Below are 26,384 nucleotides of genomic sequence, written 5' to 3'. Positions count from 1 at the left end.
GGATGATTGAGCAACATCATTGTCTCCAGGTTGAGTGATTCAGCAACCTCAGTCTGGCCTCAGACCTGGTCGCTATCCACTCCCCATGGAATCTTTGTCGCAAGAGCTCCTTGCAATGACGGCGGAGGGGGGCTCTACGATTCATCCTCTTCATCGCAAGCGTCGCTCGCGATCATCTCTCGGTTGTGTTATCGTGAATGCTCTCGTAACAGAGCACGATCATGAAGCAGCCCTGCGTGTACATGTTCGCCAATCGCCGTAATGGAACGATATACATCGGCGTCACATCCAATCCGCCGCGCCGCGCGTTCGAACATCGCGAGGGCTCGGTGAAGGGGTTCTCCTCGAGATACGGCTGCAAGCTCCTCGTCTGGTACGAGTTGCACGGAACAATGATCGACGCGATTGCACGCGAGAAGCAAATCAAGGGCGGCAGCCGGGCAAAGAAGCTCGCGCTGATCGAGAGCGTCAATCCAGAGTGGATGGACTTGTACGACACGTTGATCTGACCGCCGAGTGAGCAGCGGTTGTCAGTCGCATGCCGTCGCCCCACACTCCGTCATTGCGAGCGCAGCGAAGCAATCCAGAGTCTTTCCGCGGGAAGACTCTGGATTGCTTCGTCGCAAGGGCTTCTCGCAATGACGGTGGAGGGAGCTGGCTCGTTCGGGGGCGCCTAGGCTCGCAGCGGGCGAAGGGCTCGAGTTGGGCAAGGTGTCGCCACATTCTTCGTCATTGCGAGCGACGCGGTAACTGCCCAGGTGGCCGTTTGTATTCTCTTGACTGACCACATGTGTTTGTGAGTCAAGGTATGGGTGACGCCGCCAAATTCCTCATTGTCTGTGGATGCCCTGCTGGCCCTGATTGGGGAGTTGCAGGAGCGCAACCTGATGTTGGAGCAGCAGAACGCATTGCTGACGGTGCGTGTGGCCGATCTGGAGCGTCGGCTTGGTCTGGATAGCTCCAATAGCAGCAAGCCGCCTTCGAGCGATGGACCGGGCCAGGCTTCTCGCCGGACACAGAGCCTGCGTGAGCGAGGGTTGAAGCGTAGCGAAGCAATCCAGAATCTTTCCGCGGGTGGCAGCCTGGGTTGCTTCGTCGCAAGAGCTCCTCGCGATGATGGCGCTGCGCTGGCCATGACGATATGGCGCGAGCCGTCGCTGCCTACGACAGCCGCATATCCAGCAGCCTTCGTCCTTCGCCCCTCAGCAGTTTCTTCACCGCGCTCGAGGCCACGACCACGCCGTCATTGGCGTAGGCTTCGTGGTTCTTCTCGATGTCGTCGAGGCGGTAGAGGTAGTTGACCATCACGCCGGCCGACTCCCGCACGCCCTTCGGCGAGAGATCGCCGAGCCAGTTGATGCGCTCGAGGCGGGCGCCGTTGCCGAGATGGAAGCGCGCGACGGAGTCGATCAGCTTGCCCTTCGGCGTGCGCGCCTTGAGGAAGTAATACGCCGCGAGCGGTTCGATCACGCCACGCAGCAGCGTTGTCGTCTCGGGGTTCTCGAACCATTTGGAATCGTCGAGACGCTTGAGCACTTCGCGGTCCTCGTCCGACAGCGGCAAATCCTTGTTCTGCTTCACCCATGGCATGAAGCCCGGCACCGGCGACAGCGTCACGAAATTTTCGAGCTTCGGCGTTTCCCGGCGCAGCTCCTCCACCACCTGCTTGATCAGGAAGCTGCCGAAGGAGATGCCGCCGAGACCGCGCTGGGTGTTGGAAATCGAGTAGAACACGGCGGTGCGCGCGCGCTCGATCGGGACGGATGTGCGATCGACCGCGAGCAGCGGCGCGATCGCGCCGGGGATGGTCTCGGTCAGCGCGACCTCGACAAAGATCAGCGGCTCGTCGACCATTGCGGGATGGAAGAAGGCGTAGCAGCGGCGGTCGACCGGATCGATGCGGCGGCGCAGATCGTCCCAGTCGCTGATCTCGTGTACGGCTTCGTAACGAATGATCTTTTCGAGGATGTTGGCCGGGGTCGACCAGTCGATCCTGCGCAGCACGAGAAACCCCCTGTTGAACCACGAAGAGAGAAGATGCGAGACGTCGCGATCGAGCGCGGCGAGATCGGTGTGTCCGTTCATCATACCGAGCAGATCGGCGCGCATGTTGACGAGATCGCCGGTGCCGCCGGGCGCGCGGTTGAGCCGGCGGATCAGCTCCTGCCGGCGCGGCTCGGAGGCGAAGTGAAGGGCGCTGGCATCCTCGTCGGCCGGCTTGGCACGCCATGTCTCGATCGCCTTGGACAGGCGTTCCCGATCCGGGCCGAAATCACGCACCAGTGCTTCGAAGAAGGTGCGGCGTCCCGTCTCATCCAACTCCTGGTAGGTGTCGAGCACCTCACGCGCCATGGCAGTGCCCGAAGCTTCGCCCCGGCCCGACAGCAGCGCACCGCAGAGCTCGATCAGCCCGTCGGCATCCTGCGTGGTGTCAGCAGAATCCCCGCGACGAAGCAGCGTGCGGCCACGCTCGGAGATGGTGGTGAGCAGGTCGGAGAAGAAGGCGTTTGCCATCTGAGCTTTCGTGTCAGGTTTGTGCGGTGCGGGAAGCTTACACGGGATTTAGGTGGAAGCCGATCACAATCAAGCGCAGGAATGAGGCATGCTTGTCATGCCTTTCCCGCAAATTCCGTCGGCGTCCGCCCCGTCACCTGGCGGAACGCCGCCGAAAACGCCGGCACGCTGGCATAGCCGAGCTGGGTCGCGAGCTGCTTCACCGACACGCTGGCATCCGTCGACAGAAGCTGGATCGCTGCCGCAATTCTAGCGCGCTGGCACCAGCTCTTGAAGCTCAATTGCGTCTCTGTCGAAAACAGCCGCGACAGCGTGCGCGCGGAGGTTCCGACCTCGCGCGCCAGCGTGTCGATGTCGTGCAGGCCGGTCGGATCATCGAGCACGATCATGGCCGCGCGCCGGCAGCGTGGCTCCTGCGGAAGCGGCACGAAGGTCGCGGAATCCTCGGCCTGGACCAATTCCAGCATCACCAGGCGAACCAGCAGATCGGTCCGCTCCTCGGTATTGCGGACGTCGAACAGCGCGAGGATCGCCTGATTCAGCAGCGGCGACACCCGCACCACGAATTCCTTGGTCAGTCCCTCGTGGCGCTGCTCGCGCTTCAGCCACGACAGGTCGAAATACAGCGTGCGCATCTCGATGTCGGCGAGCAGGTCGATGGCGTGCTCGAGCCTCGCGGGGACCCAGACCGCGCGGTCCGGCGGCACCAGCCAGCGCCCCCCGGGCGTCGTCACCTGCATGGTGCCCTTGGCCGCATAGATCAGCTGCGCCTCGCGGTGCATATGCGGATCGATCCGCATGCCCTTCGGATAGTCGCGCGCAACCAGGTGCACCCCGGCGGTCGAGCGGTGGTTGCCCCGGACCTCCCGGAGGATTGGCGTTTCGACGACAGTCATTGGCAGCATCCCGTAATGCGCCTGACATATAACTCATTTCGGAGCAGGAGAGGATTCCCATGAACAGCCCCAGCCGGGTCATCAGTTTCGTCAACGCCGGCCATTTCATCGACCATTATGCGATGCTGATCTTCGCCGCCGCCGTGATTATCATGGGACCGGCGCTCGGCATGGCGTATTCGGAACTCCTGCCCTACGCGACGCCGGGCTTCGTCGCCTTCGGTGCGGGCTCGCTGCTCACCGGTTGGCTCGGCGACCGCTGGAGCCGCCGCCACATGATGCTGATCTTCTTCGTCGGCATCGGTCTTTCCATGATCTCGGTCGGCTTCGTGCAGACCCCGGCGCAGCTCGGCGCGGCGCTGTTCACCATCGGCATTTTCGCCTCGATCTATCATCCCGTCGGTACCGCGATGATCGTGTCTTACGCGGACAAGCTCGGCCGCGAAATGGGATTGAACGGCGTCTGGGGCAATCTCGGCGTTGCCTCGTCGGCGCTGGTCACCGGCGTGATCGGCCAATATCTCGGCTGGCGTTTGGCCTTCATCGTCCCGGGCGTCGTGACGATCATGATCGGCATCGCGTTTGCGATGATGGTCGTGCACGAGGACCGCAAGGGCTCGAAGCAGGCCGCGGCGCAGGCCCGCGTGGCCAAGCAGGACATGTGGCGCGTGATCCTGTCGCTGCTGATCGTGGTGATCGCGATTTCCACCACGTTCAATGCCGTCACCGTCGCGCTGCCAAAACTGTTTGCGGAGCGGCTTGCCGATCTCACCAAAAGCCCGGCGTTGCTTGGCGTCATCGCCGCCTGCGTCTACGTGTTCGGCGCGATGACGCAGTATACGATCGGCCGGCTGCTCGACCGCTATTCGCTGAAGACGGTGGCGCTGCCGCTGTCCTTCATGCTGGCGCCGTTCCTGTATCTGGCCGCGAGCCTGTCCAATCTACCGCTGATCCTGGTCTCGATCGGCATCGTCATGGGCGCGTTCGGGCAGGTCACGGTCAATGACGCCATGGTCGGCAAGTACACCAGCGAGGAATGGCGTTCGCGCGCCTATGCCGTGCGCTATTTCATCGGCTTCACCGCAGCCGGCGCCTCCGTCGGCCTGGTCGCGTGGCTCTACGAGCAGGGCGGCTTCGTCACCATGCTGCACGCCTTCGCCGCGCTCTGCCTGCTCGCGATCGCAGCGGCGATCATCCTGCCGCGCGAAATCAGGACACCGCAGGCGGTGTGAGGGGGAACGCTCTCGTGTCCCGGACAAGCTGCAACGCGCGAGCGTTGCGGCGCAGAGCCGGGACCCAGAGGCTGCGAATTCCCCTGTGGCATGGGCCCCGGCTCTGCGGCGCACCGCCGGAGTGGCGCTGCGCCGCGTCCGGGGCACGAGTGCGGCGTAAGGCCGGGACTCTCTCGTCATTGCGAGGAGCCCTTGCGACGAAGCAATCCGGAATCTTTCTGCGAAGGGACTCTGGATTGGTTCGCTTCGCTCGCAACGCCCGGGAGGTCGCGGCACGTCACGCATGCCACCCGATGATGCCATTGTGCCGGTGTTTTGCCCGACGGAGCAAGTGGTTTCGGCAAAGACGAAATTTCTTCAGCCTTTTCAACCCCATCTCTACTGTGCATGGGGTTGTTTTCGCGTTTTTTGTTGTTGCCCCCCAACTCGCCGCAAGCGACGGGAACCCGCTCCGCCTCCCGCGGGTTCTATCCCCCGTCCGGCACCTTGCCGGGGCAAATGAAGGGGGAAGATACCTGCATGCATTGGAGCCTGCTCCGACCGGTCGGCCTTGTCCCCGCGGCTCTTGTCCTCACCACCATTGCGGCCGCTGCCGAGGGCGGCAAATCGGCCGGTCCGTCCGAATTCCTGCTGGTTGCGCAGATCGTGCTCTTGATCGCGGTCGGCCGCGGTCTCGGCGAGACCATGCAGCGCATGGGGCAGCCCTCGGTGATCGGCGAATTGCTCGCCGGCATCCTGCTCGGCCCGTCGCTGTTCGGCTGGATCTGGCCTGACGCGCAGCACGCGATCTTCCCCAAAACGCCCGAGCAGAAAGCGATGATCGACGGCATCGCCCAGTTCGGGATCCTCCTGCTGCTACTGCTGACCGGCATGGAGACCGACCTCAAGCTGGTCAGGAAGGTCGGCAAGGCCGCGATCGCGATCTCGATCGCCGGCATCCTCGTGCCCTTCGCCTGCGGTTTTGCGCTCGGCGAGTTCCTGCCCGATGCATTGCTGCCGAACCCACAAGCCCGCCTGGTTGCGTCGCTGTTCATGGGCACGGCGCTGTCGATCTCCTCGGTGAAGATCGTCGCCGTGGTCGTGCGCGAGATGAATTTCATGCGCCGCAATGTCGGCCAGATCATCGTCGCGACCGCCGTCATCGACGACACCATCGGCTGGGTCATCATCGCCGTCATCTTTAGCCTCGCCTTGCACGGCACGCTGGATATCGCCTCGGTGGCGAAAGCCGTGCTGGGCACGCTCGCGTTCCTCGCCATCAGCTTCACCATCGGCCGCAAGCTTGTGTCTCAGCTCATCCGCTGGGCCAACGACAATCTCGTCAGCACCGCGCCCGTCATCACGGTGATCCTGCTGCTGATGAGCGTGATGGCGCTGATCACGCACCTGATCGGCGTCCACACGGTGCTCGGCGCCTTCGTCGCCGGCATTCTGGTCGGAGAGTCCCCGATCCTGACGAGGCAGATCGACGAGCGCCTGCGCGGATTGATCTCGAGCTTCTTCATGCCGATATTCTTCGGCTTGGCCGGCTTGAGCGCCGACCTCACGGTGCTGCGCGATCCCAATCTCCTGATGCTGACCGGGCTGCTGGTCGTGATCGCCAGTGTCGGCAAGTTCGGCGGCGCCTTCGTCGGCGGCACCTTGGGCGGGCTGAACACAAGGGAGTCGCTGGCGCTCGCGAGCGGGATGAACGCGCGCGGCTCGACCGAGGTGATCATCGCCACCATCGGTCTTTCGATCGGCGTGCTCAGCCAGAACCTGTTCACGATGATCGTCACGATGGCGATCGTGACCACGATGGCGATGCCGCCGATGCTGCGCGCGGCGCTGGCAAAGCTGCCGATGAACAAGGAGGAGCAAGAGCGCCTGGAGCGGGAAGAGTTCGAGAAGCGCGGCTTCGTTGCCAATCTCGAACGTCCGTTGCTGGCAGTGGACGAAAGCGTCAATGCCACCTTCGCCGCCCACATTGCCGGCCTGATCGCCGGGATGCGTGGCCTGCCGATCACCGTGCTGCACATCGGCAAGCGCGCCAAGAAGCGGGAGAAGGGGAGCGGCGAGGAAGAAAGCCCGGAAGTGGTGGTGAAGAAGGCCGCCGAGACCGTGTCGGCGCATGGCGATGCCGGCAACGTCGACGTCACGACGCGTGTCCGCAAGTCGGGGCTCGGCGAGGCAATCGGAGATGAGGCAAAGAAGGGCTTCGATCTTCTGGTCATCGGCGTCGACAAGGTCACTGCCGCCAAGGATCGCTTCGATCGCGAAGTTGAGGACATCGCAGCGAAGTTCGAAGGACCGCTCGCAATCCTGGCGGCGAAGGGAAAGCACCTGAAGCAGCCGATGCCCGACGCGCTCAATATCCTCGTTCCGGTCTCCGGCAGCGGCGTCTCCAAGCGCGGTGCCGAGGTCGCGGTGGCGTTGACGCAGGCGGCGGGATCAGGCTCGCTCCGCGTGATCTATGTCGCGACGACGCGCGACAAGGGCGCGCAGCGCGGCGCCTCTCGTGGTCTGAGCCAGGAGGCCGGCATCCTGAAGGACGCCAGCGATCTCGCTGCCCGTTATGAGGTCGACATCACCACGACCTTGCGCGTGAATCGGGCGCCGGAGGCGGCGATCCTGCGCGAGATCGAGACCACCGATGTCGATCTCGTGGTGATGGGCGTCGACCGCATCCAAGGCGACCATCTCTCCTTCGGTGGCGTCGCCGACGCCGTGCTCAGGCAGGCGAAGGTCTCGGTGCTGCTGGTGTCAAGCGGCGAGGCGCGGCAGACCTCCACCGAGAAAGCCTAGGACTTCACCTCGGCCGCCGCCGCAGCCTTCGTCGCCTTTTTTGACGCGCGCCAGTTCTCGAAGCGTTGCACCACCACGAAGAAGGCCGGCACGAACAGCACCGCAAGGCATGTCGAGGCCAGCATGCCCGAGAACACCGTGATGCCGATCGACTTGCGCGCGCTGGCGCCGGCACCGGTCGCGATCACCAGCGGCACGACGCCGAGGATGAAGGCGAACGACGTCATGAGGATCGGACGAAAGCGGGCGCGCGCAGCTTCGATGGCGGATTCCAGCACCGGCTTGCCGTCGCGGCCGTGCAGTTCCAGCCCGACCTCGACGATCAGGATGGCGTTCTTGGCCGACAGCGCGATCAGGAGGATCAGGCCGATCTGGCAGTAGAGGTTGTTGTCGATCTTCAGGCCATTGAGGATCAGCATGGGCCCGATCAGCGACAGAGGCACCGCGAGGATCACCGAGATCGGCGCGTACCAGCTCTCGTATTGGCCGGCGAGGACGAGATAGACCAGCAGCATGGCGAGCCCGAACACCCAGTAGATCTGGTTGGAGACAGCCTTCTCCTGATAGGACATCGCGGTCCATTCGTAGCCGGTGCCCGGCGGCAGCGTCTTGTCCGCGATCTCCTCCATCAGCTTCAGCGACTGGCCCGAGGAGTAGCCCTGCGCCGGCAGGCCGATGACGGTCGAGGAGGGATAGAGATTGTAGAGGCTGATCAGCGAGGGACCGGTGGCCGGCGTGATCGTGGCGACGGTGCCGATCGGGATCATATCGCCGTTCGAGTTGCGCACCTGCAAGTTGGCGATGTCGCGCTCGGTGAGGCGGAACGCAGGATCGGCCTGCGTATAGACCTGGAACACGCGGCCGAACTTGTTGAACTGGTTGACATAGGACGAGCCGAGATAGGTCGACAGCGCCGCGAACACCTGGTCCGTCGTGACGTGCAGCGTCTGGGTCTTGATGCGGTCGATCTCGACGTTGAATTGCGGCACCGAGGAGCGGAACGACGACTGGACGCGCTGCAGCGCGCTCTGGCTCTGGCCGTTACTGACCATCGCGCTCGTGATGGCCTGGAGCTTGCCGAAATCGCTGTTGCCGTCGCGTAGCTCGACTTGCATCGAGAAGCCGGCCGCGTTGCCGATGCCCTGGATCGGCGGCGGCGGCAGCACCAGCGTGCGCGCCTCCATGATGACTGCGAGCTTGTCGTTCAGTCCGTAGACCAGCGAGCGCAGATCCTCGCCCGGACCTTTGCGCGCCCCCCAGTCCTTCAGGATGATGTAGGCGACGCCGGCATTGGCAAGGCTGGCGCTGTTGTCGAGCGCGGAGATACCGGCGATGGTGATGACCTGCTGGACTCCAGGCGTGTCCTTGATCAGCTCGCTCGCTCTGTCGAGCACCTTCTGGGTCCGCTCCAGCGCAGCGCCGTCGGGCAGTTGCACGGCGGCGATCAGATAGCCCTGGTCCTCGATCGGCAGGAAGCCGGTCGGCACCCGGGACAGGCCGTAGCCGCCGATTCCGATCAGCACCAGCGCGAATGCGACCGAGACCGTGGCGTGCCCGCACAGGAAGCTGATCAGCCTTGTGTAGCCCCGCTCGACGCGGTCATAGACATTGTTGAAGCCGCGATAGAAGAAGTTGCGCTTCTCCGGCGGCACCGTCGGCCGCAGCCAGAGCGCACACTGCGTCGGCTTCAGCGTCGCCGCGTTGATGGCGGACAAAAGCGCCGTTGCCGCGATCACCAGTGCGAATTGCGAATAGATGCGGCCCGTGAGGCCCGCGAGGAACGAGGCCGGCAAGAACACCGAGATCAGCACGAGGGTGATGCCGACGATCGGCGCGAACAGCTGGTCCATCGCCTTGATCGCGGCGTCGTGGCCGTTCATGCCCTGCTCGATGTTGTGCGCCGCGCCTTCCACCACGACGATGGCGTCGTCGACGACGATACCGATCGCAAGCACGATCGCGAACAAGGTCGACATGTTGATGGTGAAGCCGAGCGCCGCCATCGCGGCGAACGCGCCGATGATGGTGACAGGCACCGTGGTCGCCGGCACCAGCATCGCGCGCCAGTCCTGCAGGAACACCAGGATCACGACCAGCACCAGGAGACCGGCCTCGATCAGCGTCATGTAGACCTCGTGCACCGAGGCCTGCACGAATTTGGTGGTGTCGAACGGCGTGTCGTACTTCATGCCCTGCGGGAAAGCCTTGGCGAGTTCCGCCATCTTCTTTTCGACCGCCTGCTCGACCTGGAGCGCGTTGGCGCCGGGCGACTGGAACACGCCGATGCCGGTGGCCGGCTGCTTGTTCAGCGAGAAGATCTGGCTGTAGGTCTGCGCGCCCAATTCGACCGAGCCGACGTCGCGCACCCGGGTGACGTCGCCGCTGGTGCCTGATTTGACGATGATGTTCTCGAACTCGGTGGTGTCGTCGAGCCTGCCGTTGACGTTGAGCGTGTACTGGAACGCTTGTCCCGGTGGCGTCGGCGGCGCGCCGACCTGGCCGGCCGAGACCTGCTGGCTCTGCTGCTGGATCGCCTGGATGACGTCCTGCGGCACCAGGCCACGGACTTGCAGCTTGTTCGGATCGAGCCACACCCGCATCGAATACTGACCGGCGCCGAACACGGTGACGTTGCCGACACCGGGCAGGCGCGAGAGCTCGTCGCGGAGATTGATGGTGGCGTAGTTGCTCAGATAGAGGCTGTCGAAGGTCTTGTCCGGCGAGGTCAGCGTCACGAACAGCAGGATCGACGTCGATCGCTTCTGCACGGTGACGCCCTGGTTCTGCACCGACTGGGGCAGTTGCGACAGCGCGCTGGAGACCCGGTTCTGCACCAGCACCTGCGCGAAGTTGAGGTCGGTGCCGATCTTGAACGTCACCGTCAGCGTATAGGTGCCATCGGAGCCGCTGTAGGACTGCATGTAGAGCATGTCCTCGACGCCGTTGATCTGCTGCTCGATCGGCAGCGCCACGGTGTCGATCACGGTCTTGGCACTGGCGCCTGGATAGCGCGTGGTGACCTGCACCGTCGGGGGCACCACATCGGGATATTGCGCGATCGCGAGATTGAACAGCGCGACGCCGCCGATCAGGATCATCAGCAGCGCGATGACGTTCGAGAGGACCGGCCGCTCGATGAAGAATTTTGAGATCATGGCTGGCGGCCCCTCACTTGGCGAATCTTACTTGGCGGACGCCTGCGGCTGCTCGATCTTCGTCATTTGCGGGTCGATCTTCTGGCCCGGGATCACGCGCAATAGCCCCGCGATCACCACGCGGTCATCAGGCTTCAAGCCGCTTTCGATCACGCGCAGGCCGTTGTCGGCGGGACCGATCTGCACCTTGCGTTGCTCGACGATGTTGTCGCCGCTGATGACGAGGAGATAGCGGCCGCCCTGGTCGCTGCCGAGCGCGGTATCGGGAACGAGCAGGGCGTCCTTCTCCTGGGTGAAGGGCACGCGAACGCGGACGAAATAGCCGGGCAGCAGCACCCGCTTGTCGTTGGGCACGAGACCGCGCACCGCGAGCGTGCCGGTCGACTGGGTGAGGGTCGGGGCGACATAGTCGAGATGTCCCTCATGCGGATAGCCGGCCTCGGTTTGCAAGCCGACGTGAATCGGAAATTGCTTGAGGTCGGCGGCGGTCAGCCCGCGGCGGGCGGCCTCGGCACGGATGCGCAACACGTCCTGCTCGTTGACGGTGAAGTTCACATAGATCGGGTCCATCGCCACGATGGAGGCGAGTTGGGTCGGGGAGGAGACCCCGACGAGCTCGCCGATCGAGACCATATGCGCGCTGACGACGCCGTCGAACGGTGCGCTCACCTTGGTGTAGCCGTAGTTGACTTCGGCGAGGCGGGTGTTGGCCTGGGCCTGCTGGAGGTTGGCCTGCGCGTTGTCGCGGTTCGAGGTCGAGGTGTCCAAGGTCGCTTGCGAGACCGCTTGCCGCTGCACCAGATCGCTCTGCCGCTTGTAGTCGGCTTCCGCCTGCCGGAGCGACGCCTGCGCACCGACCTCGGCGGCCTGCGCTTGCTCGAGCTTGAGCTTGTAGGTCTCGGGCTCGATCGTGAACAGCTGGGTGCCCTGTTTGACGAAGGAGCCGTCCGTGTAGTCGATCGATTGCAGGAAGCCCTGCACGCGCGCGACGAGATCGACATTCTTGATCGGCGCGGTGTTGCCGGTGGCCTCGACATAGCGCGTGACCGCGCGCTGCACGGGCGCGGCGACGTCCACCTTGGGCGGCGGCGGCGCGACGAACGTATTCTTGTCCTCGCAGCCGGTGAGCGCGGCCATGGCCATCGCCGCGGCCAGGGCCCGCCCGGCATGTCTCCACGCTCCGTTGCGCCGTGAGGGATTCGCGCAGGTCATTCGGTGGCCCCCGGTTACTGTCTGTCGGGGCGAGAGGCTACCAACAAATGCCCGGCCGTGGAACACCATAGCCATGGCAGTCATCGGATGGCAGTCATCGGCCTTGGTACTGCAAACCGCGCTGTGGCCTTTGGCAGTTTTGCCATGACAAACCGCTTTTCATCGCCCGCACGATCGACCAGAATTATGTCAATGGCCGAACGGTGGCGCGCGAGGCGGTCGGGAAGAACAAGAGAAGAAGAAAAGGCCAGGAGATCATGACATGCCCACGTCTCTTCAGTCGGCCCTTGCCGGCCTCGTTCTCGCAGCGGCGGTTGCCATGCCTGCGCTAGCCGATGGTCTGAAGGACGACATCGCACCGAGCGGCAAGCTCCGCGTCGCAATCGCGATCAGCCCGGCGGGCGGCGCGTTCTGGTCCACCAAGACCGAGGCCGGCTATGCCGGCGTGCCGGTCGATCTCGGCAAGGAGATGGCCGCCCAGCTCGGCGTGCCCGTCGAATATATCGTGCACCAGAATTCCGGCCAGATCACCGATGCGGCGTCGAAAGGCAGTTGGGACGTCACCTGGCTGCCAAAAGATCCCGAGCGCGAGACCAAAATGATGTTCGGCCCGATCTACGAGGTCGCGGATGCCACCTACATCGTCAAGGCCGGTTCGAGCGTCACCGATTTCGCTACGCTGGATCAGCCCGGCATCAAGGTTGCGGCCGTCAACGCCACGACCACCATGCGCGGCGCGGTCGCGCATCTGAAGAACGCGAAAGTCACGGGCTACCAGACCTATGACGAGATCTTCGGCCTGCTTGACAGGGGCGAGATCGACGCCTTCGCGTTGTCGCGCGACCAGCTCAACAAGATGGCGCAGAAGATCCCGGGCACGAAGGTGCTGGACGAGACCTTCAAGAAGACGGTCACCGCGGTCGCCGTGCCGCTCGGCCACAGCCAGGCACTGGCTTTCGTCACCAAGTTCATGACGGAAGCGACGACGAACGGCACGCTTCGCAAGGCCTATGACAATAACGGCCTGAAGGACTCGCCGATCCGAACCGAGTAGGGCGTGCGGAGCAGGCCAGCGCGATCGGACATGAACAGCTAGGAGGACCGCCGAACGTGCTCGGCCTGCATGGCTCGAGACGCCCGCTTCGGCGGGCTCCTCATCATGTGGGTCTAGTATCGCGCGGTAAAACGCGACCTCATCCTGAGGGCCCGCCGTAGGCGGGCGTCTCGAAGGATGGATCGCAGGCGAGCTATCCGCCACGCTCGTTTTATATGTAATCGCCTTATATGTAATCGCCCTGCAAGCCGGAGAATTAACGCGGCTTGATCTCCGCGTATTTCGCCATCGCCTTCTCGAATTTCCGCTTGAACAGCCACATCGCGCCAAGGATTTCCCGGAAGCTTACCGAGGTTCGCGCCCGGTCGGCCTGTCCAAAAGCAAAAATGCTGTTGTTGCGCAGGTGCTTCATGATCGTCGGACTGGACACCCTGTAGTTCAGGAGATCGCCGGACTTGAGCGCCGACCGAGTCGGCGTGGGAACGATCTGGATCAGCTCGAACAGCTTCATCTGGTCAATCGGGTCGGGCAGCGTCTTCACGATTCCCGGGATATCCCGGAAAACATCCGCATGTGCGTTCATCAGGCCGTCGCGCACGTTGGTCCAGTGATTGAAGCGATGATCGGTGTCGCGGGCGCGCGCCTCTTCCTTGTCGTCGCGCGCGCTCAGCTCGGGATCGCTTGCGGCGATCTCTGCCTTGATGGCTTCCCATTTCCTGCGGCCGTTGCGGTCCTCGGACGGGCCGGTCTGGAAGCTGCCCATATAGGTGTTGGAGCGCCCGTTGCGGACGTTCTGCTTGCCGTTGGTCTCGGCAAAGAACAGCCCGAGGCTGATCCGGCCCGCTACTTCGGCGTGAATCGGCGCCAGCCCCTTGGCCCGCGCGATCGCGGCAGCGAGATCGACCACGTCGTTGAACGGCGTGGCCGAGTTCTGCGCGCCGGCCGGCGGCGCTTCCATGATGTCGAACAGTTTTGAATATTCGTCGATCAGCGGTTCGATGTCGGCGTCGAAATAGGCCGGCGGTATCTCGAACTTGTTGGGCCTTCCGATCTTCGACGGTATAGCATCGGTGAGATCCTTGTAAGCACTGATGACGGCGACCCGCGCAAGATAGATGGCTTGGCCGGGCAGGTTCGGCAGCGGTTCCTTTGCGTCGATCTGGCGGCGGCGCTCGGCCAGAATTGCCTTGAAATCGCCGAGCGCACGCTCGTAGGTCGCAGCCGCCTCCGATTGTCTTGCCGTGAGCGTTTGCGCCTGGCTCGGGACGAACGTCGTAAGGGCCAGCCCAAGCGCCGCGATGATTGCGAGGAGTTGACGTCGTGCAGGCATGGCCGGTTCCCCAACGATTCGTCTGTCGGGGATCGTAGCCTAGTCATTGGCTTCGGGCGGCAGGAAGTCGACCTCGTGCAGCGCCGAGATGCGCACGACCTCGGCCGGGTCGGTCAGGTCATGGAGCTGGTTGAACAGCGCCTCCAGCTTCTGCATCGGCGAGACCCAGAACAACGCGCGGGCCGGCTTGTCGGATTTGTTGAAATAGCCGTGCGGGATGCCGCGCGGCAGGCGCACGAGGTCGCCGGCATGGGCCTTCACCCATTTGCCGTCGAGCTTGAGGTCGAGCGTGCCTTCCTGCACCAGGATGAATTCGTCCTGGGTCGGATGGATGTGCACCGGCACGAATTGGCCCGGCTCGCTGTTGGTCTCGAACGCGAAGGTGGACTCGGCGACGGCCTTGGGGAAATAGACCTGGCCCAGAATGTTCCAGGTCTTGCCGCCATAGCCCGCGCCGTTCGCGGTGATGCCTTTTTCGAGTGACGTCATGGCTCGTCTCCAATGGATATGTCTGGGATGAGTTTTGCGCAGCTATCGCGCGCTGTCCATCCATTCCGCTGCACTAGCGCCCGTCGCGTTCAGCCGCCTGCTTGCGCAGAAAGCCTTCGACATCGGCCTGCACCGAATAGGGCGTCGGGATCGGATCGCCAGCCGTGTCGACGGCGGTGTCGAGGGAGCGGCGCAGCATGCGTGCGAGCTCGGCCTTGCGGTAGGGCTTTGTCAGAAGCGGCGCGCCCATGGTGGCGCGTCCCTGCGCATGCAGCGAGTCGTAGGCATAGCCCGACGTGAACAGCACCCGCAGCGAGGGGCGCGCTGCCACCATCTCGTCGGCGAGCTCTCGTCCATTCAAGCTGCCGGCCATCACGATGTCGGTGAAGAGCAGATCGAATGGCGTGCCTTCGGCTGCGATGGCGAGCGCCTCGGCCGCATTGGCGGCGGGGATGACCTTGTAGCCGAGGCTTTCGAGCTGGACCGTGACATATTGGCGGACGTCGCGGTCGTCCTCGACGCAAAGGATGGTCTCAGTCCCGCCCACGACCTTGCGCTCGTCATAGCCGGCCGGGCGAAGCGTGCTCGCCTCCGCCTTCGGCAGGTAGATCGTGAAAATCGTGCCGCGTCCTTGTTCGGACGAGACCTTGATGCCGCCGCCGGATTGCTTGACGAAACCGAACACCATGCTGAGCCCGAGCCCCGTGCCCTTGCCGACGTCCTTGGTCGAGAAGAAGGGATCGAAGATCCGCTCCAGAATGGCCTGCGGAATGCCGGTGCCGGTGTCGGCGATCTCGATCTCGACATAGTCGCCGGCATAGCCGGCCCCGACCGCCACGGCTTCGCGGACGCCGAACACGACGTTGCGCGTCGTCAGCGTCAGCCTGCCGCCATCCAGCATCGCGTCGCGGGCGTTGATCGCGAGATTGAGCAGCGCCGAGCTCAATTGGCCGCGATCGACCAGGGCGAGCCAGATATTGCCGTCAAGCCGGCTTACGATCTCGATCTTCTTGTCGAAGGTCGCCAGCAGCAGCTTCGCGAGCTCTTCAAGCAGTTTGTTGACGTCGATCTCGGCCGGCTTGAGCGCCTGCTTGCGGGCAAAGGACAACAGGCTCGACGTCAGCGCGGCACCGCGGTCGGCGGCTTCGCTGATCAGCTTGGTGATGGTCGCGAGCGGCGGATTGTCCTTCACGGCGTCGGCGAGGATCTCGATCGTGCCCGTGATCACGGTGAGCATGTTGTTGAATTCGTGCGCGATGCCGCCGGTGAGCTGGCCGACCGCCTCCATCTTCTGGGCCTGGATCAGCTGCTCCTCGGCGGCACGCTTCTGGGTGACATCCTTGACGAAATTGTTGATGAGGGTGCGTCCCCCGAGCTGGAGCGCCGTGCTGGACGCCTCGATCAGGATCTCGTCGCCGTTCCGGTGCAGCAGGGTCGCTTCGAACCGGATGCCGATCGGCGTATCCGACAGTTCCGGCAGCAGCCGCATCATGCGTTGCCTGAAGCCGTCGCGCAGCGGCTCGGCGACGAGGAGGTTGACGACGTCCGTGCCGAGCGCCTCCTTGCGCGTCCAACCGGTCAAGGCTTCGGCCTGAATGCTCCACTCCAGGACGATACCGTTCGCATCGGTTTGAACGAAGGCATCGAGCGCGGTCTTGATGACGGCCTGGGTAATTTGCGCGCTGGCCTGCGCCTGCTCGGCCAGTCGTGCGGCAATGCGCTTGTCCTGCAACGTCGCGATCATGCGCGTGCAGAGCCGCGCGTTCAGCGCCGCAACGAGACCGCTTGCGAGCAGGGCGATGAGCTGGACCGTGCCGAACCCGGTTCCGGTCACGGCATAGGAGGCGAGGAGGGCCGCCGCAGTCACGACGACCTGCGCGACCATCGCGAGTGTCAGAAGCCCCCTGAATTTCATGGTCTCACACCAACGCGTCGGTCGCGGACCCTCGCGTCCACCCTGTCAATGAGTCCGGCTCCACGTGAGCTACAGATTCCGCGCGGCGGCGTCGAGGAGCAATTTGCGGTGGTGCCGGGCGGCGGCGCTTCAACCTGCCGGAGAATCGGTCTGGCGCAGCGTCGTCACCCAGATCACGCGCGCGGTCTGCTGGGTCGGGTTGTCGAACATGTGCGGCACGATGCTCGGAAAGCGAAAGCTGTCACCGGCTTCGAGCAGATGGGCCTGGTTGTCGAGCCACAGCCGCAGGCTGCCCGAGAGGATATAGCCCGCCTTCTCGCCGGTATGCTGCAGGAAGTCGGTGCCGGACGAGGCGCCGGGATTGAGCGTGAGCTCATAGAGTTCGAGCTGGCCTTTGTCTGCCGGCGTCAGCGCTTCCTTGACGACGCCGCTAGCGGTGAGCCGCAGCAGGCGCCGGCTGTTCTTGCGCACGATGTAGCGTTGCACGTCGGCGGGATCGGTGGTTTCGAAGAAATAGGAGATCGGGACGTCGAGCGCGATGCTGAGCAGGCGCAGCGTGCGTATCGACGGCATGGCGCGCGCGCGCTCGAGCTGGCTGATCATGCCGTTGGAGAGGCCGGTCTTGTTGGCGACGTCCTGGATCGACAGCCCGGCGCGCTGACGCAGCAGCCGCACGGTCTCGCCGAGGCGCTGGTCGATCGCATCGTCGGCCTCGAGCGCCGGGGCGTCCTTCGGACCGTTCGTGTCCCCGCGACCATCCATGTCGCTCTCCCATGCATTGCCTCGCCGCCCAAAATGGTCCGGCGCTGTGAAAAGGTCGCGCATCCTAGCAATGTGATTGACAGCTGTATTTAGTCGTGATGAACTTTTGATAGAAAAATTTAGAAGCACTAAAGCCCACTCCTGTCCCTTTGCCGGGGTCTTGGGGGCGCGGGGGACGGTGCCGCGTGCGAAAAACGGAGAGTGGTCATGGCGGACGACACCGGGAAGTTCGGCGTTGGAGCACTGCATCTCGGCGTTCCGAATCGCCGTCAGCTCTTTCAGCTCGGCGCGGGCGCCGCGGCGGGATGGACGCTTTCAGGCCATGCATTTGCGCAGACCGAACGCCCCTCCAATCCGCCGGACAAGCCGCGCGGGCAGGTGATCGCGGCGCTGTCGCAGGAGCCGACGGTCTTTCATCCCCTGATGCCGGGCATCGAGGTCGACCAGGGCATCTGGTGGCAGGTGTTCTCGCCGCTCTGGTTCATCGATCCCGACGGCACCTTCGTTCCCGACCTCGCGCGCGAAGTCCCGACCATCGCGAATGGCGGCCTGTCGGCCGACGGCCTGACCTGGAAGATCAAGCTGCGCAGCGACGTGAAGTGGCATGACGGCACGCCGTTCACGGCCGAGGACGTAAAATTCTCGCTCGAACTGATCAACAATCCTGATTTCCGCGCCCGCAGCCGCGTCGGCCATAACCTCGTGAAGGACATCAAGGTCGTCGCGCCCGACGAGATCCATTGGCGGATGGAGACGGCCTATTCGCCTTATATGTCGATCCTGGGCGCGCTGACCTTCATCGTACCCAAGCACATCCTGGAAAAGCTGTCGGATCCGAACGCCTCGCCGTTCCACAATGCGCCTGTCGGCACCGGGCCGTTCCGCTGGGGCGAGCGTGTGCCGGGCGACCACATCCTCTTGAATGCTCATGCCGGCTACCACGGCAAGGGACCCTACGTTGAGCGCGTGGTGTTCAAGTACATTCCGGACCTCACCGTCCTCTACACCCAGTTCCGCACCGGCCAGGTCGATTACACCGGCCTGCAAGGCATTTTGCCGAACTTCGTCCAGGAGGCGAAGACGCTGAAGGGGCGCAAGATCTTCGTCTCCGCGACATCCTCGGTGGAGCACATCGCGCCCAATCTGGAGTTTGGTGCGTTCGCCGACCGCACGGTGCGCGAAGCCTTGTATCTCGCCATCAACAAGCAGGCGATCATCGATGCGCTGAATTACGGCCTGCCGACGCAAACCGAGAGTTTCGTGCCGCAGCAGGCCTGGTCGTTCCAGCAGGGCCTGCCGCAGCACAAATATGATCCTGCCAAGGCCAATGCGCTGCTCGATGCCGCGGGATGGGTTCGCGGCGCCGGCGGCGTGCGCGAGAAGGGTGGCGTCAAGCTCGAATTCGCCAACTCGACCACATCCGGCAACGCCGTGCGCGAGCAGACCCAGCAGCTCCTGATCCAGGATTGGCGCGCGATCGGCGCCGCGATGCGTGTCAACAACATGCCGGCTGCGGTGATCTGGGGTGACTTCTGGCAGCAGTCGAAGTTCAACTCGGTGATCGTGGGGGTGAACTTCATGCTGGGCAGCGACCCCGATGTGACGCCGCGCTTCGGCTCCGGCGCCATTCCCGCCAAGGGCGGCCGCGGCTACAACACCTATCAGTACCAGAGCCCGGAAGCGGATCGGCTTCTCGCCGAAGGCGCCAGGCAGTTCGATCTGGCGCAACGCAAGACCACCTATGGCGAGCTGCAAAAGCTCATCCGCAACGATCTCGCCATCCTGCCGCTGTTCCAGGGCTTCATCGCGGAAGGCGTGAAGGAAGGGCTCCAGGGTTTCCGCCCCAACATCAACATGTCGATCAACTGTTGGAACATCCGCGAGTGGTATTGGGCCTGATGCATCCGATCCGCGGGATCGCCTGAGATGGCCCGTTACGTCGCCAATCGCCTGGCGCAGGCGATCATGCTGCTGGTGATCGTCTCAGCGATCGGCTTCGCCATCCTGCATCTGGCGCCCGGCGGCCCGCTCTCGCAATTTGCGGCCTCTGCGCAGATGACGCAGGAGGATCTCGATCGCGTCACCAGCCAGCTCGGGCTCGATCGTCCGCTTCCGATCCAGTATCTCGATTGGTTCGGTCGTATGCTGAAAGGCGACTGGGGTCGCTCCTACCGCGACGGCGAGGCCGTGCTGTCGGTGATCTCCTCGCATCTCGGTGCCACCATGGAGCTGATGGCGACGGCGACGATCATCGCGGTCTTGCTTGGCTGCTGGATCGGCGTGCTTGGCGCGCTCCGCCGCTACTCGCTGTTTGATACGCTCGCAACCGTCGGCGCCATGATTGCGCTGTCGATCCCGACCTTCTGGTTCGGCCTCGTTACCATCTACGTGTTCTCGGTGAAGCTCGGCTGGCTGCCGTCCGGCAATCGCGAGACCGTCGGCGACGGCTCCTTCCTCGACCTGCTGCATCATCTGATTGCGCCGGCGCTGGTACTGGCGCTGGTCGAGACCGCGATGTGGGGCCGCTTCATGCGCTCCTCGATGTTAGAGGTGATCAACCAGGACTACATCCGCACCGCGCGTGCGAAAGGCATGCCGGAATGGCGTATCCTCACCGTTCACGCCCTGCGCAACGCGCTGCTGCCGATGATCACGGTGGCCGGCCTCCAGTTTCCGACGCTGCTCGGTGGCGCGTTGGTCGCCGAGACCGTATTCACCTGGCCGGGCATGGGTCGGCTGTTCCTCGATTCCATCGGCTATCGCGACTATCCCGTGGTAATGGGCATCCTGATGTTCTCGGCGACGATGGTGCTGATCGGCTCGCTGCTCGCCGACATCTTTTACGCCGTCGTCGATCCGCGCATCCGGGTGGGCTAGACGATGGCGACTGCAGCCCTCTCCACCGTCCAGCTCGCACCCGGCCAGGCCGCGTGGCGGCGATTCCGCCGGCATCGCCTCGCGCTCGCGGGCGCGGTGATCATTCTGGTTCTCATCCTCGGCTCGGCATTCGGCCCGTATCTGCTACCGTTCGACGACACCTATATCGACATCATGAAGCGGTTCGCGCCGCCGTTTTCGGGCGCGCACATCCTCGGCACGGACGAGCTCGGCCGTGACGTGCTGGCGCGGCTGATGATGGGCGGGCGCGTGTCGCTCTCGATCGGCATCGTCGCGATGGTGATTGCGATGGCGGTCGGCATCGTGGTCGGCGCCTTTGCCGGCTTCTATGGCGGCGTGGTCGGCGCGGTACTGATGCGGCTCGTCGACGCGGTATTATGCTTTCCGACGATCTTCCTGCTGCTTGCGCTCGCGGCGCTCACCGAGCCGGGCCTTATCACCACCACCGTGCTGATTGCGGCGACCGCCTGGATGGCCGTTGCCCGCGTCGTGGAGGCCCAGGTGCGTTCGCTGCGCGAGCGTGAGTTTGCGGTCGCGGCTCTCGCCTTCGGCTCGTCGAACATGCGCATCATGTTCCGCGAGCTTGTGCCGAATGCGATGGCGCCGATCATGGTGGCGGCGACGTTGAACGTCGCCAAGGCGATCTTGCTCGAATCCTATGTCAGCTATCTCGGTTACGGCATCCAGCCGCCTGCCGCGAGCTGGGGCAACATGCTCAACAACGCGCAGATCTATCTCACCAGCGCGCCCTGGCTCGCGATCGCGCCGGGCCTCGCGATCACGCTTGCCGTGACGAGCTTCAACTTCCTCGGGGACGGCCTGCGCGACGCGCTCGATCCGCGAATGAACATCCCATGACGAGCAAGATCTCGATCGAATTGAAGTCCAGGCTGATGTTAAGGAGTGTCTCATGTCCCCGCCGCTCACCCGCATAAACAGCGACGAGCGCCTGCCGGCGCAGGCGGACGTCGTCGTCATCGGCGGCGGCGTCATCGGCGTCTCCGCAGCCTATCATCTAGCGAAGAAGGGCCTCTCCGTCGCGCTGGTCGAGAAGGGACATGTCGGCGGTGAACAGTCGAGCCGCAATTGGGGCTGGTGCCGCCAGCAGGGTCGCGCGCGTGAAGAAATTCCTCTTGCCCGCGAGGCGCTGCGCCTGTGGGAAGACATGCAGAACGATGCCGGCGTCGACGCCGGCTTCCGCCGCACCGGCGTGCTGTTCCTGACCAAGAGCAAGGATGAGCTCGCCAGCTGGGAGCGATGGGCGGCAACGGCGCGCGAGATGCAGGTGCACTCGACCGTCCTGACGCCGGCCGAGGTCGCCGAGCGGCTGCCCGGTAATTCCGAGAAATGGGTCGGCGGCCTGCACACGCCGAGCGATGGGCGCGCCGAGCCGTCGATGGCTGTGCCCGCGCTTGCGACCGCCGCGCGAAAACACGGCGTCACCCTCCATCAGGGCTGCGCCGCGCGCGGACTGGAAACGCAGGGTGGACGGGTCAGCGCCGTCGTCACCGAGAAGGGCGCCGTTCGCACGCAATCGGTACTGCTGTCCGGAGGGGCGTGGTCATCGCTGTTCTGCCGGCGCCACGGCATCGATCTGCCGATCGGCCTCGTCAACGCCACCGCATGCCGGACTACGCCGGGACCGGAGATCACCTCCGGTGCGCTCGGCACCGATCTCTACTGCATCCGCCGCCGCCTTGACGGCGGTTTCACCTTGGCGCTGCGCAACCGCGGCACGGTTGAACTGTCGCCCGACCTGTTCCGCTATGCGCTGACCTTCTGGCCGACCTACCTGCACCGCAAGAACGGGTTGAAACTGTCGCTCGGCAAGTCGTTCTTCGATCAACTCATGCGCGGCAGGGACTGGAGCCTGGACAAGCCGTCGCCGTTCGAGACCGAGCGTGTCCGTGACCCCGCGCCTGACATGTCGCTGGTCAATGCGGCGCTGGCTTCGCTGATCAAATCGAATCCGGAACTGAAGGACATCGAGATCGCGGAAGCCTGGGGCGGCACGATCGACTGTACGCCGGATACCATCCCGGTGATTTCGCCGGTCGACGCCTTGCCGGGCTTCTTCCTTGCCACCGGTTTCTCCGGCCATGGCTTCGGCATCGGCCCCGCGGCGGGCAAGCTGGCCGCCGACATCGTGACGGGCGCGACGCCGCTGGTCGATCCTGCGGCGTACAGCCACAAGCGCCTGATCGACGGCCGGCGGCTCGCGCCGGTCAGCCCGTTCTGAGAGTTTTGGCGGCATGACGGTTCTCTACAAGGCTAACATGGTTCGGGGCGAGGAGTGGGCGCGCTTCTTCGCCGAGCGCGCGCCTGATGTGCCGTTCCGGCTCTGGCCCGACGTCGGCGATCCCGCTGACGTCCGCTATCTCGTGGCGTGGGTGCCGCCGGATGACATCGCGACGACTTTCCCTAATGTCGAGCTCGTCTTCTCGGTCGGTGCGGGCGTGGACCAGTTCGACGCATCAAAACTTCCGCCGCATATTCCGTTGGTGCGCATGCTCGAGCCCGGCATCGCCGAAACCATGGTCGAATATGTAACCATGTCTGTGCTCGCCTTGCATCGTGATCTCCTGGACTTCATCGCCCAGCAGAAGGAGCAGGTCTGGCGCGAGATCCGGATCACGCCGGCCAAGCGTCGTCGTGTCGGCGTGATGGGCCTCGGCCAGCTTGGTCAGGCCGTGCTCGATCGCCTCAAGACGTTCGACTTTCCGCTTCTCGGCTGGAACCGCTCACCGCGCGAGATCGAGGGCGTGACCTGCTATGCGGGCGCGGATGCGCTGCCGGATTTCCTTGCGCAGGCCGACATTCTCGTCTGCCTGCTGCCTTTGACCGACGAGACCCGCGGCATCCTGAACGCCGACCTGTTCGCGCGCCTGCCGCGCGGCGCGTTCCTCGTCAATGTCGGGCGTGGCCCGCATCTGGTCGAAGCCGATTTTCTCGCAGCGCTCGACAGCGGTGCGTTGTCCGGCGCCGTCCTCGATGTCGCCGAGCCGGAGCCGCTGCCTGCGGGTCATCCGTTCTGGAGCCACCCGCGCATCCTGCTGACGCCGCATAATGCCAGCATGACGACGCCAGATACGGCGGTCGATTTCGTGCTCGACGTGATTGAACGCCACCGCCGCGGCGAGGATTTGCCTGGGCGTGTCGACCGTAGTCGTGGCTATTAGGACATCGGCATGAGCATGGGCGCAAGCATACCCGACCACGTCGTTGCCGACGCGCAGGCGCCGGTGCTGTCGGTCTCAGGCCTCACCACGTCCTTCCTGCGCGAGCGGCAATGGAGTCCGGTCGTCCGCAATGTATCGTTCGATGTCTCTCCCAAGGAGACCGTGGCTATCGTCGGTGAGTCCGGTTCCGGCAAGAGCGTCACTGCACTCTCGATCATGCGGCTCATTCCGAAGGAGAACGGCCGCGTCGAAGGCAGCGTCCGGCTTGCCGGTCGCGATCTACTGACGCTGCCCGAGAGCAGCATGAAGGATGTTCGTGGCAACGAAATCGCCATGATCTTTCAGGAGCCGATGACGAGCCTCAATCCGGTGCTCACCATCGGCTTCCAGATTGCGGAAGCGCTGATCCAGCACCGCTGCCTATCACGCGCGGCGGCGGAGGCCGAGACCATCCGCTTGCTCGATCGTGTTCGCATTCCCGCGGCAAAATCGCGCTTCCATGAGCATCCGCATCGCTTCTCCGGTGGTATGCGCCAGCGCGTGATGATCGCGATGGCGCTGGCCTGCAAGCCGAAACTCCTGATCGCCGACGAGCCGACCACTGCGCTCGACGTCACCATTCAGGCGCAGATCCTGGAGCTGTTGAAGGAGCTCCAGAACGAGGAGGGGATGTCGATCCTCTTCATCACCCACGACATGGGCGTGGTCGCCGAGATCGCGGACCGCACCGTGGTGATGTATGGCGGCCAGGCGGTGGAGACCGACGCGACCTCGCGCATCTTCGCAGCGCCCTCGCATCCCTATACGAGGGCACTGCTCGCCGCTGTGCCGCGCCTCGGCTCCATGGGTGGACGCGTGCGGCCGATGCGGTTTCCGATCGTCGACAAGGTGACGGGGACCTCGGACGATCCGTCGGAGACACCCGATACGGTCTCGACCGCCGAGCGCCCGCTGCTCGAAGTCGCCAACCTCACCACGCGCTTTCCGATCCGTTCGGGCCTGTTCGGCAAAGTCTCGGGCCGCGTCCATGCGGTCGAGAACATTTCCTTCACCTTGCGCGCCGGCGAGACGCTGGCACTGGTCGGCGAATCCGGCTGCGGGAAGTCGACGACGGGCCGTTCCATCCTCAAGCTGACGGAGCCGGACAGCGGCACCGTTCTGATCGACGGGCAGGATGTGCTGGCCATGAATGCCCGCACCTTGCGCGACTTCCGCAAGCAGATGCAGATCGTGTTTCAGGATCCGTTCGCGAGCCTCAATCCGCGCATGTCGGTGGGAACGGCTGTTGCTGCTCCGCTGCTCGCCAACGGGCTCGCCACGGCGTCGCAGGCGCGCGACAAGGTCGCCGATTTGCTCGTGCGCGTCGGCCTCACCGCCGACATGGCCGCGCGTTTTCCGCACGAATTCTCCGGCGGTCAGCGCCAGCGCATCTGCATCGCACGCGCGCTTGCGCTCGGACCGAAGCTGATCGTCGCGGACGAAGCGGTCTCCGCGCTCGACGTTTCGGTCAAGGCGCAGGTCGTCAATCTGATGCTCGACCTTCAGGCCAGCATGGGGCTTGCCTATCTCTTCATTTCCCACGACATCGCGGTGGTCGAGCGCATGAGCCACCGCGTCGCGCTGATGTATCTCGGCGAGATCGTCGAGACCGGCCCGCGCGCGGCATTGTTCGGCAATCCGCAGCACCCCTATACGAAGAAGCTGATGGCGGCCGTGCCGGTGCCCGATCCAGCGCGCCGCGGCACCCGGCGCGAGGCCTCGAACGACGAGATCAGAAGCCCCGTGCGCGCGCCCGACTACCAGCCGCCGGTTCGGCAATATCGCGAAGTGTCGCCGGGTCACGTCGTCCAGGTCTGGGGCGAGGAGTGGTCCGCCTGAGGCGCGCAGGCGCGGTGCGTTTCCGGTGACGCGGCCTAACCTCATGAGTTGACGTGCACGAAACAGGAAGGGCGGATAGATTTGACGTCGGCGAAATGCGGGGACAGCTTGCGAGCTGACCGCGCCGTTCAGCTCCTGCTTGCGCGCTCCCGGGTGTCGCGACGATGCAGAGGCGTCCTCCGGAAATTGTGACCGGATGGAGCGACAGGAAACCACGGTATGTGAACCGTCTCACATTCCATCATCCTTTTTTGAGCTATCACTCCCACAAGAAATTGCCGCACCCGGAGCTAATTGACAGACACGGGTGAGATGCAATGCCTGCGAAGCGGCGAGCTCGCAGCTTTGGATTGGCTCTCGTCTTGCTCATGAGCAAGCCAGCCCCATCACTCAGCACAGATCTTTCAGAAATTGGAATCCACGGAATCGCAAAGCACGTCCACGAGGCAGCCTCTATTCGAGGTCGGCCGGTAGGCCGCTACTTACCTGAGAGGGAGACTCCAATGAAGATTAGCAATGCAGTTTCCAGCGCATTATCCGTAACGAAGCAAACCGGCAATCTTCGGATCGCTCGTTCCAGTCTGATCAAATCGGCCCATCTGATTGAAAGAATTGGGCTCGCAGCCGTTGGGGCCTCTTGCGGCCTCTATGTGGGTGCGACCCTGTTGCGTCAGAAAGACGGACTGTTTGAAAGCGGCTGGATCGTGCTGCTAACGATGCTGTACGGAGCTCTTAGCTATTATGTCGGAATTGATTTGTCCCGTAGTGCCGCTCGGAGGTCGATTTCGAGCATCTCGGAAGAATGGAACGGTTTCGAGGCGGCTGAGGTCATGAGTGCGGCCGGAACGTTTGGCGCCGCGATTGCTGCAACTCTGTCCGTCAGCATCCTTGTCCTTGATCAAACCTTGCCCAATGGCCTGATAGGCTTTGTTGCCGGCTGTTGGGTGGTTGGTTCTTCGCTTCAAGTTGCGGCGGGGACGATGGCTCGCAACTACGAAGGGTCCATGGGCAAGGAATGAACAAAACTGTGCTCACGGAAAAACGTCTGCTTGGCGTCGTGACGTGGGCACAGGCCGCAGTGTTGGT

At 64.0% G+C, this 26,384-nt stretch carries 19 protein-coding genes and 1 pseudogene; 12 read left to right on the top strand and 8 right to left on the bottom strand.

The window, feature by feature from the left end; translation table 11 throughout:
• Positions 1–221: 221 nt before the first annotated feature.
• Positions 222–509, top strand: a complete 288-nt coding sequence (locus tag ABIB00_RS34245; RefSeq protein WP_247347864.1) for a GIY-YIG nuclease family protein — start codon at positions 222–224, stop codon at positions 507–509.
• Positions 510–848: 339 nt separating this feature from the next.
• A pseudogene (locus tag ABIB00_RS34240) lies at positions 849–1,037 on the top strand (DUF6444 domain-containing protein); the annotation flags it as partial.
• A 124-nt stretch (positions 1,038–1,161) separates the two neighbouring features.
• Here ABIB00_RS34240 and ABIB00_RS34235 read toward each other — a convergent pair.
• Complete coding sequence (locus ABIB00_RS34235) at positions 1,162–2,514, bottom strand: malonyl-CoA decarboxylase (RefSeq protein WP_354107420.1); 1,353 nt, start codon at positions 2,512–2,514, stop codon at positions 1,162–1,164.
• A gap of 95 nt (positions 2,515–2,609) precedes the next feature.
• Complete coding sequence (locus ABIB00_RS34230) at positions 2,610–3,410, bottom strand: AraC family transcriptional regulator (RefSeq protein ID WP_354107419.1); 801 nt, start codon at positions 3,408–3,410, stop codon at positions 2,610–2,612.
• Positions 3,411–3,469: 59 nt separating this feature from the next.
• Between ABIB00_RS34230 and ABIB00_RS34225 the strand changes: the two genes are divergently transcribed.
• Entirely contained in the window at positions 3,470–4,642 is a 1,173-nt protein-coding gene (locus ABIB00_RS34225; RefSeq protein WP_247347861.1) for an MFS transporter, read from the top strand.
• A gap of 519 nt (positions 4,643–5,161) precedes the next feature.
• Complete coding sequence (locus ABIB00_RS34220) at positions 5,162–7,426, top strand: cation:proton antiporter domain-containing protein (protein ID WP_354107418.1); 2,265 nt, start codon at positions 5,162–5,164, stop codon at positions 7,424–7,426.
• Here the strand turns inward: ABIB00_RS34220 and ABIB00_RS34215 are convergent.
• Positions 7,423–10,581 carry an efflux RND transporter permease subunit gene (locus ABIB00_RS34215; protein ID WP_354107417.1) on the bottom strand — a complete coding sequence of 1,053 codons (3,159 nt, stop codon included), beginning with the start codon at positions 10,579–10,581 and terminating at the stop codon, positions 7,423–7,425. The two genes, ABIB00_RS34220 and ABIB00_RS34215, sit on opposite strands and share 4 nt — an antisense overlap.
• A 27-nt stretch (positions 10,582–10,608) precedes the next feature.
• A complete protein-coding gene (locus ABIB00_RS34210; RefSeq protein ID WP_354107416.1) occupies positions 10,609–11,793 on the bottom strand; it encodes an efflux RND transporter periplasmic adaptor subunit in 1,185 nt (394 codons plus the stop codon).
• Between the two features lie 262 nt (positions 11,794–12,055).
• On the opposite strand from ABIB00_RS34210, the gene ABIB00_RS34205 reads away from it, so the two are divergent.
• Positions 12,056–12,847 (top strand): ABC transporter substrate-binding protein, encoded by a 792-nt coding sequence (locus tag ABIB00_RS34205; protein WP_354107415.1) that lies wholly within the window; start codon positions 12,056–12,058, stop codon positions 12,845–12,847.
• Between the two features lie 256 nt (positions 12,848–13,103).
• On the opposite strand, the gene ABIB00_RS34200 is transcribed toward ABIB00_RS34205, so the two are convergent.
• The 4 genes from ABIB00_RS34200 to ABIB00_RS34185 all read right to left on the bottom strand — a co-directional run bounded on the left by ABIB00_RS34200 (position 13,104) and on the right by ABIB00_RS34185 (position 17,343).
• Positions 13,104–14,177 (bottom strand): hypothetical protein, encoded by a 1,074-nt coding sequence (locus tag ABIB00_RS34200; protein WP_354107414.1) that lies wholly within the window; start codon positions 14,175–14,177, stop codon positions 13,104–13,106.
• 39 nt (positions 14,178–14,216) lie between these two features.
• Entirely contained in the window at positions 14,217–14,666 is a 450-nt protein-coding gene (locus ABIB00_RS34195; RefSeq protein ID WP_354107413.1) for a cupin domain-containing protein, read from the bottom strand.
• 73 nt (positions 14,667–14,739) lie between these two features.
• Positions 14,740–16,581 carry an ATP-binding protein gene (locus ABIB00_RS34190; protein WP_354107412.1) on the bottom strand — a complete coding sequence of 614 codons (1,842 nt, stop codon included), beginning with the start codon at positions 16,579–16,581 and terminating at the stop codon, positions 14,740–14,742.
• Positions 16,582–16,710: 129 nt separating this feature from the next.
• Positions 16,711–17,343 (bottom strand): helix-turn-helix domain-containing protein, encoded by a 633-nt coding sequence (locus ABIB00_RS34185; RefSeq protein WP_247347854.1) that lies wholly within the window; start codon positions 17,341–17,343, stop codon positions 16,711–16,713.
• A 207-nt stretch (positions 17,344–17,550) separates the two neighbouring features.
• Here ABIB00_RS34185 and ABIB00_RS34180 point away from each other — a divergent pair, with 207 nt between their 5' ends.
• From ABIB00_RS34180 to ABIB00_RS34150, 7 genes are all read left to right on the top strand, one after another.
• Entirely contained in the window at positions 17,551–19,242 is a 1,692-nt protein-coding gene (locus ABIB00_RS34180; RefSeq protein ID WP_354107411.1) for a peptide ABC transporter substrate-binding protein, read from the top strand.
• 27 nt (positions 19,243–19,269) lie between these two features.
• Complete coding sequence (locus ABIB00_RS34175; protein WP_247347852.1) at positions 19,270–20,220, top strand: ABC transporter permease; 951 nt, start codon at positions 19,270–19,272, stop codon at positions 20,218–20,220.
• Positions 20,221–20,223: 3 nt separating this feature from the next.
• Positions 20,224–21,099 (top strand): ABC transporter permease, encoded by an 876-nt coding sequence (locus ABIB00_RS34170; RefSeq protein ID WP_354107410.1) that lies wholly within the window; start codon positions 20,224–20,226, stop codon positions 21,097–21,099.
• A gap of 52 nt (positions 21,100–21,151) precedes the next feature.
• The gene (locus ABIB00_RS34165) at positions 21,152–22,480 is read left to right on the top strand and encodes an NAD(P)/FAD-dependent oxidoreductase (protein ID WP_354107409.1); all 1,329 of its coding nucleotides are present in this window, start codon (positions 21,152–21,154) and stop codon (positions 22,478–22,480) included.
• A gap of 13 nt (positions 22,481–22,493) precedes the next feature.
• The gene (locus ABIB00_RS34160; protein ID WP_354107408.1) at positions 22,494–23,420 is read left to right on the top strand and encodes a 2-hydroxyacid dehydrogenase; all 927 of its coding nucleotides are present in this window, start codon (positions 22,494–22,496) and stop codon (positions 23,418–23,420) included.
• Positions 23,421–23,429: 9 nt separating this feature from the next.
• Positions 23,430–25,298, top strand: a complete 1,869-nt coding sequence (locus ABIB00_RS34155) for an ABC transporter ATP-binding protein (RefSeq protein ID WP_354107407.1) — start codon at positions 23,430–23,432, stop codon at positions 25,296–25,298.
• Between the two features lie 503 nt (positions 25,299–25,801).
• On the top strand, positions 25,802–26,317 hold the full coding sequence (locus tag ABIB00_RS34150; protein ID WP_354107406.1) for a hypothetical protein: 516 nt from the start codon (positions 25,802–25,804) through the stop codon (positions 26,315–26,317).
• The last annotated feature ends 67 nt before the right edge of the window (positions 26,318–26,384 follow it).

The sequence above is a fragment of the Bradyrhizobium sp. LB14.3 genome (genome assembly GCF_040547985.1).
Lineage (GTDB): Bacteria > Pseudomonadota > Alphaproteobacteria > Rhizobiales > Xanthobacteraceae > Bradyrhizobium.
Note: the sequence above shows the minus strand (reverse complement) of the source record. Positions and strands in the feature narration are given on the sequence as shown.

Coding starts and splice junctions, on each gene's coding strand:
- ABIB00_RS34190 (WP_354107412.1), bottom strand. CDS start 16,581: ATGAAATTCAGGGGGCTTCTGACACTCGCGATGGTCGCGCAGGTCGTC.
- ABIB00_RS34165 (WP_354107409.1), top strand. CDS start 21,152: ATGTCCCCGCCGCTCACCCGCATAAACAGCGACGAGCGCCTGCCGGCG.
- ABIB00_RS34185 (WP_247347854.1), bottom strand. CDS start 17,343: ATGGATGGTCGCGGGGACACGAACGGTCCGAAGGACGCCCCGGCGCTC.
- ABIB00_RS34235 (WP_354107420.1), bottom strand. CDS start 2,514: ATGGCAAACGCCTTCTTCTCCGACCTGCTCACCACCATCTCCGAGCGT.
- ABIB00_RS34230 (WP_354107419.1), bottom strand. CDS start 3,410: ATGACTGTCGTCGAAACGCCAATCCTCCGGGAGGTCCGGGGCAACCAC.
- ABIB00_RS34225 (WP_247347861.1), top strand. CDS start 3,470: ATGAACAGCCCCAGCCGGGTCATCAGTTTCGTCAACGCCGGCCATTTC.
- ABIB00_RS34155 (WP_354107407.1), top strand. CDS start 23,430: ATGAGCATGGGCGCAAGCATACCCGACCACGTCGTTGCCGACGCGCAG.
- ABIB00_RS34210 (WP_354107416.1), bottom strand. CDS start 11,793: ATGACCTGCGCGAATCCCTCACGGCGCAACGGAGCGTGGAGACATGCC.
- ABIB00_RS34170 (WP_354107410.1), top strand. CDS start 20,224: ATGGCGACTGCAGCCCTCTCCACCGTCCAGCTCGCACCCGGCCAGGCC.
- ABIB00_RS34200 (WP_354107414.1), bottom strand. CDS start 14,177: ATGCCTGCACGACGTCAACTCCTCGCAATCATCGCGGCGCTTGGGCTG.
- ABIB00_RS34215 (WP_354107417.1), bottom strand. CDS start 10,581: ATGATCTCAAAATTCTTCATCGAGCGGCCGGTCCTCTCGAACGTCATC.
- ABIB00_RS34150 (WP_354107406.1), top strand. CDS start 25,802: ATGAAGATTAGCAATGCAGTTTCCAGCGCATTATCCGTAACGAAGCAA.
- ABIB00_RS34180 (WP_354107411.1), top strand. CDS start 17,551: ATGGCGGACGACACCGGGAAGTTCGGCGTTGGAGCACTGCATCTCGGC.
- ABIB00_RS34160 (WP_354107408.1), top strand. CDS start 22,494: ATGACGGTTCTCTACAAGGCTAACATGGTTCGGGGCGAGGAGTGGGCG.
- ABIB00_RS34245 (WP_247347864.1), top strand. CDS start 222: ATGAAGCAGCCCTGCGTGTACATGTTCGCCAATCGCCGTAATGGAACG.
- ABIB00_RS34220 (WP_354107418.1), top strand. CDS start 5,162: ATGCATTGGAGCCTGCTCCGACCGGTCGGCCTTGTCCCCGCGGCTCTT.
- ABIB00_RS34175 (WP_247347852.1), top strand. CDS start 19,270: ATGGCCCGTTACGTCGCCAATCGCCTGGCGCAGGCGATCATGCTGCTG.
- ABIB00_RS34195 (WP_354107413.1), bottom strand. CDS start 14,666: ATGACGTCACTCGAAAAAGGCATCACCGCGAACGGCGCGGGCTATGGC.
- ABIB00_RS34205 (WP_354107415.1), top strand. CDS start 12,056: ATGCCCACGTCTCTTCAGTCGGCCCTTGCCGGCCTCGTTCTCGCAGCG.